Consider the following 13,244-nt stretch of genomic DNA (forward strand, 5'->3'; position numbering starts at 1 on the left):
CACCAGGGCGGCGCTGCATGCCTGTCTTTGGTGAGTTCCCAGCCGGGAAAAGCGATGAAATCTGCTGTTCCAGCCTGGCACGCTGTTTGCTTTTACGCAGAAAACGATTTTTATATAAACCATCAGTTCATATATGAAACAAAATAAGTCATTTTGTTTCGAGATATCTGCTATATTGGCTACGAATATCTCCCATATATAAATTGCTGTTTCATATATGGAACGTTTCGGTGCCCGGCAGGAGGCACCCGTCCGCAGAGACGGCAGCCGGGAAGAATAGCTGGGGCGCAGCAGCGCGCTATGGCAATCAGCAGAGGCAACATGATCGAAATCGAATTCCGCAAGGTCGGCAAAAGTTTTGTCGATCGCCAGACGGCGCAAGCGCGCGCCGCTGTCACCAACGTCAACCTGTCCATCAAGAGCGGCGAGGTGGTCTCCATCATCGGTCCCTCCGGCTGTGGCAAGAGCACCCTGCTCAACATGGGAGCAGGGCTGTACCTGCCCACCGAAGGCGAAGTCTTCGTCGGCGGTGAGCGCGTGACCAAGCCGGTCCGCAAGGTCGCCTTCATGCTGCAGAAGGACCTGCTCATGCCCTGGCGCAATATCCGCGCCAACGTCACTCTGGGGCTGGAAATCGACGGCATCCGCGAGGCCGAGCGCCGGCGCATCGCCGACGAGCTGCTGGCCAAGTGCCACCTCAAGGGCTTTGAAGAGCATTACCCATACCAGCTCTCCGGCGGCATGCGCCAGCGCGCCGCGCTGGCCCGCACGCTGGCGGTGGACCCGCAGGTGCTGCTGCTGGACGAACCCTTCTCGGCCCTGGATGCCCAGACCAAGATGGTGCTGCAGCAGGATCTGGCCAAGATGCTCTACGAAAAGAAGAAGACCGCGCTCTTCATTACCCACGACCTGGTGGAAGCCATCGCCCTGTCGGACCGCCTGCTGGTCATGAGCGAGCGTCCCGGCACCATCGTCGAGGAAATCGTGGTGGACCTGCCGTTCCGCGACAACCCGCTGGAGCGCCGCAAGCTGCCCGAGATCGGCCCCTTGCAAGGGCGCCTGATGGAACTGCTCAAGGTGGGCAAAGAGACCGCCGAGCTGCACTGATTTCACGCTGCATCTTCACCCGTCAACAGAGAGACCCCAAGGGAGAGCCAGAAACATGAAGAACCTGTTCGCATCCGCCTGTAGTGCATTCGCCCTGGTCGCGGCCATGGGCGCCGCCGTCCTGCCCATGGCCGCGCATGCCGCTCCGGAAGAAGTGACCTACCTGCTGCCCGCGCCACCCAATTCGCCGGCCTTCGCTCCTTGGGTGCTGGCCCAGCACAAGGGCTATTACGCCGATGAAAACCTGAAGGTCAGCTTTATCGTCGCCAAGGGCGGCGTGGACGTGGCCAAGCAGATCGGCGCCGGCAATGCCGTCATCGGTGGTGCCATTGGCGACACCCCCATCGTGGTTCGCGCCAACGGCATTCCGGTCAAGGCCATCGCCGTGCTGGGTGCCGGTTCGGTGACCATGGTCGCTGCCAACCCGGCCGATGGCATCAAGGGCCTCAAGGACCTCAAGGGCAAGACCGTCACCGTGATGTCCTATACCGATACCACCTACTACGCCTTCCTGGGCAGCCTGAAGACCGCCGGCCTGTCCAAGACCGACGTGCAGATCCAGGCCGCCGGTCCTTCCGGCGTCTGGCAGCTGTACACCTCGGGCAAGTCGCAGGCCTTCGCCGGTGTGCCCGACTGGGTGGTCAACGCTACCGATGCCGGCGCCAAGGTCGAACTGCTGGACAACGGTGGCTTCAAGAGCATGGCGCAGGCCATCCTGGCCTCCGACGACACCATCAAGAAGAACCCGGAACTGTTGAAACGCCTGGTGCGCGCCACCCTGCGCGGCATGCAGGACATCATGAAGGACCCCAAGGCCGCGGCCGATGACTACGTCGCCGCACTGCCCACTTACAAGGGCAAGGAAGCCAGCATCCAGGCCACCTTCGAGATGTACAACAAGTACGTCTATGCCAACCAGAAGACCCTGGGCCAGATCGACCAGGCGCGCATGGAAGCGGTCCAGAAGTTCTACGTCAGCGAAGGCATCGTCACCAAGGCCACGCCGGTCAACGAGCTCTTCACCAACCAGTTCGTCGGAGTCGCCAAGTAATCATGAATACCACCACAGCCAAAGACCTGACCATGTCCAGTCCCGAGCCAACGTCCTCGCCCGATCTGATCAAGCCGACGGGGCGTCGTCCGCTGATGAACGACAAGGCCCGCACGGTGTGCGGCAGCCTGGCGCTGCTGGTGGTGTTCATCGCCGCCTGGCAGTGGGGGCCCGGCATGCTGGGCATGCCCGAATACATCCTGCCCAACTTCATGCAGGTGGTGCGTGAAGCGGTGGTGATGTGGAACAACGCGCAATTGCTGCAGCACTTCGGCATCACCGCCATGGAAGTGGTGTTCGGCTTCCTCTTCGGTGCCTTGCTGGGCCTGGCCGTCGGCGTTGCGCTGGGCCTCTCGCCGCGTGCCGAGGCCATGCTCTCGCCCTATATCCTGGCGCTGCAGATCGCGCCCAAGGTGGCCTTTGCACCACTGTTCGTGATGTGGCTGGGCTACACCATCTACCCCAAGATCATCGTGGCGGTGCTGATCGTGTTCTTCCCGATCATGATCAACGTGCTCTCGGCCATCCGTACCGTCGATCCCGACATGGTCAACCTGGTGCGTACGCTCAATGCCGGCCGCTGGCAGATCTTCCACCTGGTCGAGTTCCGTTCGGCACTGCCGGCGCTGTTCTCGGGCCTGCGCATCGCCTCCACGCTGTCGGTCATCGGCGTGACCGTAGGTGAACTGGTGGGTGGCAACCAGGGGCTGGGTTATCTGCTGGTCGATGGGGAAGGGCAGGGCAATACTGCTGCCGTCTTCGTCTCCATCGTCGCACTGACCCTCATCGGTGTGGTCACCTACGGTGTGGTGGTCTGGGCCGAACGCAAGGTCCTGCACTACCTGCCCAAGGCCAATACCAGCACCGTCTGAATCGAACCACTCAACCAGCGCAACAGGAGCAAGCACATGTCAGCAGCAAGCACGGCGACACTTTTGGCGGGACGACGCATTCTGGTCACTGGCGCGGCACGCGGCCTCGGCCTGGCGTTCGTGGACGCCATCGCCGCCGCCGGGGCCAAGGTGGCCATGGCCGACATCCTCCAGGAAGAACTGGCAGCCTCCGTGGCCGCCCTGAAACAGCGCGGCCTGCAGGTCGAAGGTTTCGCACTGGACCTGGCCGATGCGGCCTCGGTGAAGGCCTGCGCAGCGGCCGCCACCAAATGGCTGGGCGGACTCGACGGCCTGGTCAACAACGCCGCCATCACCAACTCAGGCGGCAAGAGCAGCGAGCAGCTGGAGGTAGACATGTGGGACCGCGTCATGGATGTCAACGTACGCGGCACCTGGCTGATGACCAATGCCTGCCTGCCGTCGCTGCGTGCCTCGGGGCGCGGTGCGGTAGTGAACCTGTCGTCCGATACTCCCTTGTGGGGCGCGCCCAACCTGCTGGCCTACGTGGCCAGCAAGAGTGCGGTGATCGGCATGACCCGTTCACTGGCACGCGAGCTGGGCGCAGACAACATCACCGTCAATGCCGTGGCACCGGGCCTGACGCTGGTGGAAGCCACCCAGTACGTACCGCAGGCGCGGCACCAGCACTACCTCGACGGCCGAGCCATCCGGCGCGACCAGCTGCCCGAGGATGTCTGCGGCGCGGTGGTGTTCGCGCTGTCGGACATGGCGCGCTTCTTCACCGGTCAGGTGATGGCGGTCAACGGTGGTTTCGTGATGCATTGAAGTCTTACCTCTTGCCAGATCAACCCGGATCATTCCGGACCCATTCAAGGAGAAAAGCATGACCGATATGTCCGAACAGGAAAACATGGGCCGCAGCTGGGATCGCCCCGCCGGCGCCAGCTTCGCTGACTGGATGGAATCGCGCGTGGCGCGCCTGTCCACCCGCAAGTATGACTGGAACGCACTGAAGTTCCAGGCCGACTACGACCCCAAGTACCGTCGCGCCCAGATGCGCTACATCGGCACCGGCGGCACGGGTGTGGCCCATGACGCCAACGTCATTCCCTCCGAGCATTTCACCTTCTCGACCATGATCATCCCGGCCGGCCACGAAGGCCCGTCGCACCTGCACGTGGACGTGGAAGAAGTGTTCTTCGTCCTGCGCGGCAAGCTCAAGCTGGTGCTGGAAAAGGATGGCGAGCGCTTCGAGACCATTCTCACCGACCGTGACGTGGTCTCGGTGCCGCCGGGCGTGTATCGCGAAGAGATCAACATCGGCGACGAAGACGCGCTGATGTGCGTGATGCTGGGTGCCAAGAAACCCATCACCCCGACTTATCCGCCGGATCATCCGCTGACCTCCGTCAAGCGCTGATTGCAGAGAACGACACCATGCATCCTGACACCTCCATCGCCCCCGTCACCGCAGCCAGCTGCGACGAGGCGCTGCGCGAACCGCTGGCACTGCTCGATAGCCGCTTCACCGAGGGCAGCGTCGAGGTGCCGGGTGGCCGTGTCAGCTACCGCAGCTGCGGTAGCGGTCCGGTGGTGGTGCTGTTGCATGGCATCAGCTCGGGCGCGCCCTCGTGGTTGCAGTGCGCGCTCAAGCTGGCGTCGCAGGCGCGCGTGATCGCCTGGAACGCGCCCGGTTACGGCCGTTCGACACCGCTGACGATGAGCCAGCCCAAGGCGGTCGATTATGCAACGCGCCTGCAGGACATGTTGCAGGCGCTGGAGGTCGAGCAGTGCGTGCTGGTCGGCCATTCCTTGGGCGCGCTGATGGCCGCAGCCTACCTGGCCCATGGCGATGGCCGCGCACGCCGTACGCTGCTGGCCGATCCGGCGCTGGGCTACGGTGCTGCCGACAAGCAAGAGCGCGCGCAGCAGGTGCGGCAAGAGCGCCTGGCTGCCTTGTACACACTGGGCATCGCCGGCATGGCGCAGAAGCCGACACGCCTGCTGTCGGCCCACGCCAGCGCGCAGGACCACGCCTGGGTGCGCTGGAACATGCAGCGGCTGGACGCATCGGGCTACACCCAGGCGGTGCAATTGTTGTGCGGTGACGATATCGCGCCTTACCTGCAGGCTGCACCACGACGGGGGTTGTCGGTGGCGTGCGGAACCGAGGACATCGTCACCACCCCGCAGGCCAGTGAAGGGCTGGCCAGGCAGTTCGGACTTCCCTTCAAGCTGGTGGACGCGGCCGGCCATGCCTGCTATATCGAGCAGCCGTCGCAATTTGCTGCGCTGGTCAGCGCGCAACTCACCTCAACCAATTAAATAAAACAGAAAATCATCATGAACAAACCAGTGATGCCAGAAGAAGAGTCGCAAGACAAGTATTCCGTCCCGGGCCTGGAACGCGGCCTGCGCCTGCTATGCGAATTCAGCCGCCAGGACAAGACCCTGTCCGCGCCCGAACTGGCGCGTCGTCTGGACATCCCGCGCTCCACGGTGTTTCGCCTGCTGGCCACGCTGGAACGCATGGGCTTTGTCGAGCGCGCCGATGGCGGGCGCGACTACCGCCTGGGCATGTCGGTGCTGCGCCTGGGCTTCGAATACCTGGCCTCGCTGGAACTGACCGAGATCGGCCGCCCGCTGCTGGACCGCCTGCGCGACGAGATCGGCTACTCCTGCAACCTGGTCGTGCGCGATGGCCGCTCCATTGTCTATGTCGCCAAGTCGGTCACCCAGACCGCATTCACCAGCCACGTCAACGTCGGCACCCGTCTGCCGGCGCATGCCACCGTGCTGGGCAGGGTGCTGCTGGAAGACCTGAGCCTGCCGCAACTGCGCGCCCTGTATCCGGAAGAGCACCTGGAAGTCTTTTCCAGCAACACCCCCAAGACCGTGGTCGAGTTGTTCGACATGGTGCAGGCCGACAAGGAACGCGGCTTCGTCCTGCAGGAAGGTTTCTTCGAAACCAGCATCTCCACCGTCGCCGCACCGGTACGCGATCACTCCGGCAACGTGGTGGCCGCCATGGGCGCCACGATCCCTTCGCCGCACATCGATGCCAGCCAGCTCGACATCATCGTGGCCCGCGTGCGCGAGACCGCAGCCGAACTGTCCCGCCTGCTGGACCACGCTCCGCAAGGCGGCGCCAAGGTCGTCAACATGTGGCGGGGCTGAGATGGCGATGACTTCCCTCCAAGGCAAGGTGGCAGTGGTCACCGGCGGCTCTTCCGGCATCGGTCTGGCGACCGTGGAACTGCTGCTGGAAGCGGGCGCAGCCGTGGCCTTCTGCGGCCGTGATGGCGCCCGGCTCAAGGACGCTGAAGCCGCGTTGCGCGAGCGCTACCCGCAGGCCCGCCTGTACAGCGCCCCTTGCGATGTGCTCTCGCAGGAGCAGGTGCAGGCGTTTGCCGCCTCGGTGGAAAACACCCTGGGCGCGGTGTCCATGCTGGTCAACAACGCCGGCCAGGGCCGCGTCTCGACCTTTGCCGATACCGCCGACGAGGCCTGGAGCGAAGAGCTGCGCCTGAAATTCTTTTCCGTGATCTACCCGACCCGCGCCTTCCTGCCGCAACTGCAGGCCATGAGCGCGCAGCACGGGGATGCTGCCATCGTCTGTGTCAATTCGCTGCTGGCCACGCAGCCCGAGCCGCACATGGTAGCCACTTCCGCCGCCCGCGCCGGCGTGCACAACCTGGTGCGCTCGCTGGCCACCGAATTGGCCACTGGCGAAGCCGCCCGCGTGCGCGTCAATGGCATCTTGATCGGCCTGGTGGAATCGGGCCAATGGCGCCGCCGCTATGCCGCGCGTGGCGCCGAACTGCAGGACCAGAGCTGGGCCCAATGGACCGCCGCGCTGGCCGCAAAGAAACAGATTCAACTCGGCCGTCTCGGCCTTCCCCGGGAAGCCGCGCAGGCGATCGTGTTCCTCGCCACGCCGCTTTCCTCGTACACCACAGGCAGCCATATCGATGTTTCCGGAGGACTTTCCCGCCATGTCTAATACCAACCAGCAAGTGACCGTCGGCTGCGCCATCGCCGCTTTCCTCGAACAATGCGGCGTGAAGGCTGCCTTCGGCGTGATCTCGATCCACAACATGCCCATCCTCGACGCCTTCGGCGAGCGTGGCAATATCCGCTTCATCCCGGCCCGCGGCGAAGCCGGCGGGGCCAACATGGCCGACGCCTATGCGCGAACCACCGGTGGCCTGGGCGTTTGCCTGACCTCCACCGGCACCGCCGCCGGCAATGCCGCCGGTGCCATGGTGGAAGCCTTGACCGCCGGTACGCCGCTGCTGCACCTGACCGGTCAGATCGAGACGCCTTACCTGGACCAGAGCCTGGCCTACATCCACGAAGCGCCGGACCAGTTGAGCATGCTCAAGGCCATCTCCAAGGCGGCCTTCCGCATCCGCAGCGTGGAGACCGCCATCAGCACCATCAAGCTGGCCGTGCAGACCGCGCTGACCCCGCCGATGGGGCCGGTCTCGGTGGAAATTCCCATCGATATCCAGGCGGCGCTGATCCCCATGCCCAGCAACCTGCAGCCGCTGGCCATACCGCAAAGCGTGCCGTCGGCGCGCGCGCTGGATGAACTGGCTGATCGCCTGATGAAGGCCAAGCGTCCGCTGCTGTGGTTGGGCGGCGGGGCGCGTCATGCCGGCGCGCAGGTAAAGCGCCTGATGGACCTGGGCTTCGGCGTGGTGACCAGTACCCAGGGTCGCGGCATCGTGGCCGAGGATGATCCGCGCTCGCTGGGTGCCTTCAACCTGCACAAGCCGGTCGAAAATTTCTATCAGAGCTGTGACGCCATGCTGGTGGTCGGCTCGCGCCTGCGCGGCAACGAGACCCTGAAGTACGAGCTGAAACTGCCGCGCCCGCTGTATCGCGTGGATGCCGACCCGGCTGCCGAAGGCCGCTGCTATACCAGCGACTATTTCGTCTGCGGTGATTCGGCGCTGGTACTGTCCGGCCTGGCCGATCGCCTGGCTGCAATGAAGGTCGATCCAGGCTTCATGGCCGACCTGCAGAAGGCACGCGATACCGCCGTGCATGGACTGGTCGATGGCCTTGGCCCCTATAGCGCCCTGGTGGAACAGTTGCAGCAGGCTGCCGGGCGCGAGTTCAACTGGGTGCGCGACGTCACCGTTTCCAACAGCACCTGGGGCAACCGCTACCTGCGCATCTTCGACCCGCGTGCCGGCGTGCATGCGCTGGGTGGCGGCATCGGCCAGGGCCTGGCCATGGGCATCGGTGCGGCCATCGGTGCAGCGGTCACGCAGTCCGGCAAGAAGACCTTCACCTTGGCCGGTGACGGCGGCTTCATCCTCAACCTGGGTGAGCTGGCCACAGCCGTGCAGGAACAGGCCGACATGGTGATCGTGCTGATGAACGACAAGGGCTACGGCGTCATCAAGAATATCCAGGACGCGCAATACGGCGGCCGCCGCCATTACGTGGACCTGCACACCCCCGATTATGCCGAACTGTCCTCGGCGCTGAAGCTGCGTCACCAGCGCGTAGGCAACCTGGCCGAGGTGGCCGGCGTGCTGGACGAGGCGCTGTCGCAGAAGGGCCCGTTCCTGCTGGAGATCGACATGCTGGCCATCGGCAGCTTCAAGACCGTTTTCGCCGGCCCGCCGGTCAATGAGACGGCCAAGGCCGCCGCTGCCGCTGCAGTGGTTGCCGCTGTCGCCACCGCTGCCACCGCCTGAGGAGCAGAGCATGCTGCACGTATCAATGATCGGATGCGGCGCCATCGGCGTGGGCGTCATGGAAATACTCAAGAGTGATCCCGAAGTCGCTTTCGACATGGTGGTGGTGCCGGAGGCGCACATGGAGCGTGCCCGCAGCACGGTCTCTACGCTGGCGCCGACGGCCCGGGTGGTGTCGCGGCTGGGAGAGGAACGTCCTGACCTGCTGATCGAATGCGCCGGCCACCAGGCCATCGCAGAACACATCATCCCGGCGCTGGAGCGCGGCATCCCCTGCATGGTGGTGTCCATCGGTGCCTTGTCCGAACCCGGCCTGGTGGACCAGCTGGAAGCCGCCGCCCGTGCCGGCAAGACCCAGGTGCAGTTGCTCTCAGGTGCCATCGGCGCCATCGACGCCCTGGCCGCAGCCAAGGTCGGTGGGTTGGAATCGGTGGTCTACACCGGCCGCAAGCCGCCGCAGGCCTGGAAGGATACGCCGGCCGAGGCTGCCTTCGATCTGGATGCGCTCAAGGAGCCGACCATCATCTTCGAAGGCAGCGCACGCGAGGCGGCGCGGCTGTATCCCAAGAACGCCAACGTCGCCGCCACGCTGTCACTGGCCGGCCTGGGCCTGGACCAGACCCGGGTGCGCCTGTACGCCGATCCGGGCGTGAGCGAGAACGTGCACTACGTGGAAGCGCGCGGCGCCTTTGGCGGCTTCGAGCTGACCATGCGCGGCAAGCCGCTGGCGGCCAATCCCAAGACCTCGGCGCTGACTGTCTACAGCGTCGTACGCGCCCTGGGCAATCGCGCCCATGCGCTGTCGATCTGAGCGTTGCAAGGACATGCGAACCATGATGATGAATCTGAACGAAACGCTGCCGATCTGCATCGCCGGCCAATGGCGGCTGGGTGGCGGGGAGCGTTATGCGACGCTCTATCCGGCCACGGGTGAGCCGGTGGCCTACCTCCATGCGGCCAGCGTGGCCGATGTGGAAGAGGCCATCGCCGGTGCCGACCACGCCTTCCGGACCAGCGGCTGGGCGCAGAAGAATCCGCACGAGCGCGCCGCCGTCCTGTACCGCGTGGCCCAACTGATCCGCGAACGGGGCGAAGCGCTGGCGCAGATGCAGCGCCTGGACAATGGCAAGCCTATCAGCGAGACGCGCAACCTGGTGGCCAGCGCTGCCGGTACCTTCCAGTTCTTCGCGGCCGCCTGCGAAACCCTGGAAGAAACCCTCACGCCCATGCGTGGCGACAACCTCACCATGAGCGTGTATGAACCCATGGGTGTGGTGGCCGCCATCACGCCGTGGAATTCACCGATTGCCAGCGAGGCGCAGAAGATGGCTCCGGCCCTGGCTGCCGGCAATGCAGTGGTAGTCAAGCCGGCCGAAGTGACGCCGCTGGCAGCCCTGGAACTGGCACGTATCTGTATCGAAGCCGGCGTACCGGCTGGCATGATCAGCGTGCTGCCGGGCAAGGGCTCGGTGATCGGCGACGCCATCACCCTGCATCCGCTGGTCAAGCGCGTGTCCTTCACTGGTGGCACTACCACCGGCAAGCACATCGCCCACATCGCCGCCGACAAGATGATGCCGGTCTCGCTGGAACTGGGCGGCAAGTCGCCCACCATGGTGTTTGAGGATGCCGATCTCGACCACGCCGTGGCCGGCGTGCTGTATGGCATCTTCAGCAGTTCCGGTGAATCCTGCATCGCCGGCTCGCGCCTGTTCGTGGCGCGCGCGCTGTACGACGGTTTCATGGAACGCCTGGCCGCCGGTGCCGCCGCATTGCGCGTGGGCGACCCGGCCGACGAGCGCACCCAGATGGGACCGCTGATCACCGCACGCCATCGCGAAGGCATCGAACGCTACGTCGACATCGGCGTGACCGATGGTGGCCGTATCCGCACCGGCGGCGTGCGTCCCAAGGGCGAGAAGTTCGAACGCGGTTACTACTACACGCCGACCATCATCGAAGGCCTCAGCAATGATCAACGCATCTGCCAGGAAGAGATCTTCGGACCGGTGCTGGTGGCCATGCCCTTCGATGACGAGGACGACCTGATCCGGCAAGCCAATGACAGCGTCTACGCGCTGGCTGCCGGTATCTGGACGCGCGACTACAAGCGCGCCTGGCGCATCGGCCGCGCAGTACAGGCCGGCAATGTCTGGATCAACACCTACAAGCAATTCTCGATCTCGACCCCCTTCGGAGGCTGGCGTGACAGCGGCCTGGGCCGCGAAAAGGGCAGGCTGGGCATCCTGCAGTACATGGAGCAGAAGGCCATGTACTGGGGCATGAACGAACAGCCCTTGCCCTGGGCCGGTTGAAGCGCCGCCCGCTGAACACGTATTGGAGAATCACATGGACGTATTGGGTATCGACGAAATCATCTACGGCGCGGACGACCTGCCGACCTGCCGCCAGTTCTTCCTCGACTGGGGTATGCAACTGGCGCTGGAAAGCGCGGCCGAACTGGTCTTCGAATCGCAGAACGGCTGCCGCGTCATCGTGCGTGACAGTGCCGACCCGGGGCTGCCGCCGGCCATCGAAGCCGGACCGACCCTGCGCGAGGTGGTGTGGGGCGTGTCCTCGGCCGCCGTGCTGGACAAGTTCGCCAGCCGCATCGCGGCTCTGCCGGGCTATGTCAATGACGGCAAGCGCGTCGGCTGCACCGATCCGAATGGCCTGGCAGTACGCTTCCAGGTGTCGGTCAAGCGCGATGTCGAGGTCGAATGCGCCCGCATGAACACCTGGAACGAAAAGAACCGCATCAACCAGCGCAGCCCGATCTATGAACGTGCTGCACCCATCGAGGTGGGTCACGTGGTGTTCTTCGTCAAGGACGTCAAGGCCTGCGAACGCTTCTATTGCGACAACTTCGGCTTCGTGCCCTCGGACCGCTATCCGGAACGCGGCGCCTTCCTGCGCTGCGCCGATGTCGGTGGCCATCACGATATCTTCCTGCTGCAACCACCGGAGGCACGTGCGGGCTTGAACCACGTGGCCTTCACCGTGCGCGACATCCATGAGGTCTTCGGCGGTGGCATGCACATGTCGCGCCTGGGCTGGGAGACGCAGCTGGGACCGGGCCGTCATCCGATTTCCTCGGCCTACTTCTGGTACTTCAAGAATCCGGCCGGCGGCCTGATCGAATACTACGCCGACGAAGACCAGCTCGATGCCCATTGGGAGCCGCGTGACTTCGAACCCGGTCCGACCGTGTTCGCCGAATGGGCCATCGATGGCGGCATCGACGGCAACACCCGCCGCCAGAAGAATGCGCAAGGCCCCAGCGGCAAGTTCCTGACCGACCGTGCACCGGCCGGCAAGTAAGACGGCCATCCTTCATTTGTAGAAAGGAAATCCAGATGTCCTTCAAGATTGGAATCCTGGGCGCCGGCATCGGTGGCCTGACCGCCGCCATCGCCTTGCAGCGCGCTGGCCACGAGGTGGTGGTGTATGAACAGTCCAAACAATTCCTGCGCGTGGGCGCGGATATCAACCTCACTCCCAACGCGGTACGGGCCCTGGACGGCCTGGGCATTGGCGAGGCCGTGCGCCGCACCGCTGCCCGTCCTACCCACCGCATCAGCCGCACCTGGGACAGTGGCGAGGAAACCTCGCGCCTGGCCATGGGCGACACCGCCGAAGAAAAATACGGCGCACCGCAACTGACCATCCACCGTGCCGACCTGCTGGCAGCGCTGGCCGAAGTATTCCCGCTGGAGCAAGTGCGCTTTGCCCGTCGCGCCGAGAAGATCAGCGAAGAGGGCGATGGCATCCACCTGCACTTTGCCGATGGCAGCACCGACCGCGTGGATGTACTCATCGGTGGCGATGGCATCCACTCCGCCGTGCGTACGGCCATGTTCGGCGCCGAGAGCCCGCGTTTCACCGGGGTGGTGGCCTTTCGTGCCGTGGTGCCGGCCTCCCGGGTGGCCGGCGTGCCGAACCTGCAGGCCTTCACCAAGTGGTGGGGGCCGAACCCGGAAAGCCAGATCGTGACCTTCCCGCTCAATCGCGGTCAAGACATCTTCATCTTCGCTACCACCGCGCAGGAAAGCTGGCACCTGGAATCCTGGACCACCCCGGGCAACGTGCAGGAACTGCGCGACAGCTACGCCGGTTTCCATCCCGATGCCACGGCCTTGCTGGACGCCTGCGACGAAGTGCTCAAGACCGCGCTGTATGAACGCGATCCGTTGCCGGCCTGGGCACGCGGCAACATGGCGCTGCTGGGCGATGCCTGCCATCCGATGATGCCCTTCATGGCGCAGGGCGCCGGCATGGCTATCGAGGATGCAGTGGTGCTGGCGCGCTGCCTGGCCAAGGTCACCACGCTGGAGCAGGTGGCAGGATCCTTGCATGCCTATGAGCAGTTGCGCATGGAGCGTGCCTCGAAGATCCAGGTCGGTTCACGCGGCAACAACTGGCTTCGCGAGGGCGGCAACGCCGACTGGGTCTATGGCTATGACGCCTGGAGCACGCCGCTGGATGCCCGGCCCGAATCCGCCGCCGTCCCTGCGTGAG

Annotated in this window: 13 protein-coding genes; all 13 read left to right on the plus strand. The window is 64.6% G+C overall.

Annotated elements, in window-relative coordinates:
* Positions 1 to 321 precede the first annotated feature (321 nt).
* From CEJ45_RS01290 to CEJ45_RS01350, 13 genes are read left to right on the plus strand one after another with little or no spacing between them, the layout of a single operon-like run.
* Complete coding sequence (locus tag CEJ45_RS01290) at positions 322 to 1,107, plus strand: ABC transporter ATP-binding protein (RefSeq protein WP_088753445.1); 786 nt, start codon at positions 322 to 324, stop codon at positions 1,105 to 1,107.
* 55 nt (positions 1,108 to 1,162) lie between these two features.
* Complete coding sequence (locus CEJ45_RS01295) at positions 1,163 to 2,158, plus strand: ABC transporter substrate-binding protein (RefSeq protein WP_088753446.1); 996 nt, start codon at positions 1,163 to 1,165, stop codon at positions 2,156 to 2,158.
* 2 nt (positions 2,159 to 2,160) lie between these two features.
* Positions 2,161 to 3,030 (plus strand): ABC transporter permease, encoded by an 870-nt coding sequence (locus CEJ45_RS01300; protein ID WP_206601731.1) that lies wholly within the window; start codon positions 2,161 to 2,163, stop codon positions 3,028 to 3,030.
* A 36-nt stretch (positions 3,031 to 3,066) separates the two neighbouring features.
* Positions 3,067 to 3,837 (plus strand): SDR family oxidoreductase, encoded by a 771-nt coding sequence (locus CEJ45_RS01305; protein WP_088753447.1) that lies wholly within the window; start codon positions 3,067 to 3,069, stop codon positions 3,835 to 3,837.
* A gap of 58 nt (positions 3,838 to 3,895) precedes the next feature.
* Positions 3,896 to 4,432, plus strand: coding sequence for a cupin domain-containing protein (locus tag CEJ45_RS01310; protein WP_039874638.1), 537 nt, complete (start codon positions 3,896 to 3,898; stop codon positions 4,430 to 4,432).
* A 17-nt stretch (positions 4,433 to 4,449) separates the two neighbouring features.
* A complete protein-coding gene (locus CEJ45_RS01315; RefSeq protein WP_088753448.1) occupies positions 4,450 to 5,337 on the plus strand; it encodes an alpha/beta fold hydrolase in 888 nt (295 codons plus the stop codon).
* A gap of 18 nt (positions 5,338 to 5,355) precedes the next feature.
* Positions 5,356 to 6,189: an IclR family transcriptional regulator gene (locus CEJ45_RS01320; protein WP_167386276.1), complete on the plus strand. Its 834-nt coding sequence runs from the start codon at positions 5,356 to 5,358 to the stop codon at positions 6,187 to 6,189.
* A gap of 1 nt (position 6,190) precedes the next feature.
* A complete protein-coding gene (locus CEJ45_RS01325) occupies positions 6,191 to 7,015 on the plus strand; it encodes an SDR family oxidoreductase (protein ID WP_167386277.1) in 825 nt (274 codons plus the stop codon).
* Positions 7,008 to 8,726 carry a thiamine pyrophosphate-binding protein gene (locus CEJ45_RS01330; protein ID WP_088753623.1) on the plus strand — a complete coding sequence of 573 codons (1,719 nt, stop codon included), beginning with the start codon at positions 7,008 to 7,010 and terminating at the stop codon, positions 8,724 to 8,726. The genes CEJ45_RS01325 and CEJ45_RS01330 overlap by 8 nt, the downstream gene beginning before the upstream one ends.
* Before the next feature lie 10 nt (positions 8,727 to 8,736).
* The gene (locus CEJ45_RS01335; protein ID WP_088753624.1) at positions 8,737 to 9,537 is read left to right on the plus strand and encodes an aspartate dehydrogenase; all 801 of its coding nucleotides are present in this window, start codon (positions 8,737 to 8,739) and stop codon (positions 9,535 to 9,537) included.
* Between the two features lie 28 nt (positions 9,538 to 9,565).
* Positions 9,566 to 11,041 (plus strand): aldehyde dehydrogenase, encoded by a 1,476-nt coding sequence (locus CEJ45_RS01340; protein ID WP_187697618.1) that lies wholly within the window; start codon positions 9,566 to 9,568, stop codon positions 11,039 to 11,041.
* A gap of 34 nt (positions 11,042 to 11,075) precedes the next feature.
* Complete coding sequence (locus CEJ45_RS01345; protein ID WP_088753450.1) at positions 11,076 to 12,047, plus strand: VOC family protein; 972 nt, start codon at positions 11,076 to 11,078, stop codon at positions 12,045 to 12,047.
* A gap of 35 nt (positions 12,048 to 12,082) precedes the next feature.
* A complete protein-coding gene (locus CEJ45_RS01350) occupies positions 12,083 to 13,243 on the plus strand; it encodes an FAD-dependent monooxygenase (RefSeq protein WP_088753451.1) in 1,161 nt (386 codons plus the stop codon).
* Position 13,244 lies beyond the last annotated feature (1 nt).

It is taken from the genome of Herbaspirillum aquaticum, from assembly GCF_002213425.1.
GTDB lineage: Bacteria > Pseudomonadota > Gammaproteobacteria > Burkholderiales > Burkholderiaceae_D > Herbaspirillum > Herbaspirillum aquaticum.

Coding starts and splice junctions, on each gene's coding strand:
- CEJ45_RS01290 (WP_088753445.1), top strand. CDS start 322: ATGATCGAAATCGAATTCCGCAAGGTCGGCAAAAGTTTTGTCGATCGC.
- CEJ45_RS01295 (WP_088753446.1), top strand. CDS start 1,163: ATGAAGAACCTGTTCGCATCCGCCTGTAGTGCATTCGCCCTGGTCGCG.
- CEJ45_RS01300 (WP_206601731.1), top strand. CDS start 2,161: ATGAATACCACCACAGCCAAAGACCTGACCATGTCCAGTCCCGAGCCA.
- CEJ45_RS01305 (WP_088753447.1), top strand. CDS start 3,067: ATGTCAGCAGCAAGCACGGCGACACTTTTGGCGGGACGACGCATTCTG.
- CEJ45_RS01310 (WP_039874638.1), top strand. CDS start 3,896: ATGACCGATATGTCCGAACAGGAAAACATGGGCCGCAGCTGGGATCGC.
- CEJ45_RS01315 (WP_088753448.1), top strand. CDS start 4,450: ATGCATCCTGACACCTCCATCGCCCCCGTCACCGCAGCCAGCTGCGAC.
- CEJ45_RS01320 (WP_167386276.1), top strand. CDS start 5,356: ATGAACAAACCAGTGATGCCAGAAGAAGAGTCGCAAGACAAGTATTCC.
- CEJ45_RS01325 (WP_167386277.1), top strand. CDS start 6,191: ATGGCGATGACTTCCCTCCAAGGCAAGGTGGCAGTGGTCACCGGCGGC.
- CEJ45_RS01330 (WP_088753623.1), top strand. CDS start 7,008: ATGTCTAATACCAACCAGCAAGTGACCGTCGGCTGCGCCATCGCCGCT.
- CEJ45_RS01335 (WP_088753624.1), top strand. CDS start 8,737: ATGCTGCACGTATCAATGATCGGATGCGGCGCCATCGGCGTGGGCGTC.
- CEJ45_RS01340 (WP_187697618.1), top strand. CDS start 9,566: ATGAATCTGAACGAAACGCTGCCGATCTGCATCGCCGGCCAATGGCGG.
- CEJ45_RS01345 (WP_088753450.1), top strand. CDS start 11,076: ATGGACGTATTGGGTATCGACGAAATCATCTACGGCGCGGACGACCTG.
- CEJ45_RS01350 (WP_088753451.1), top strand. CDS start 12,083: ATGTCCTTCAAGATTGGAATCCTGGGCGCCGGCATCGGTGGCCTGACC.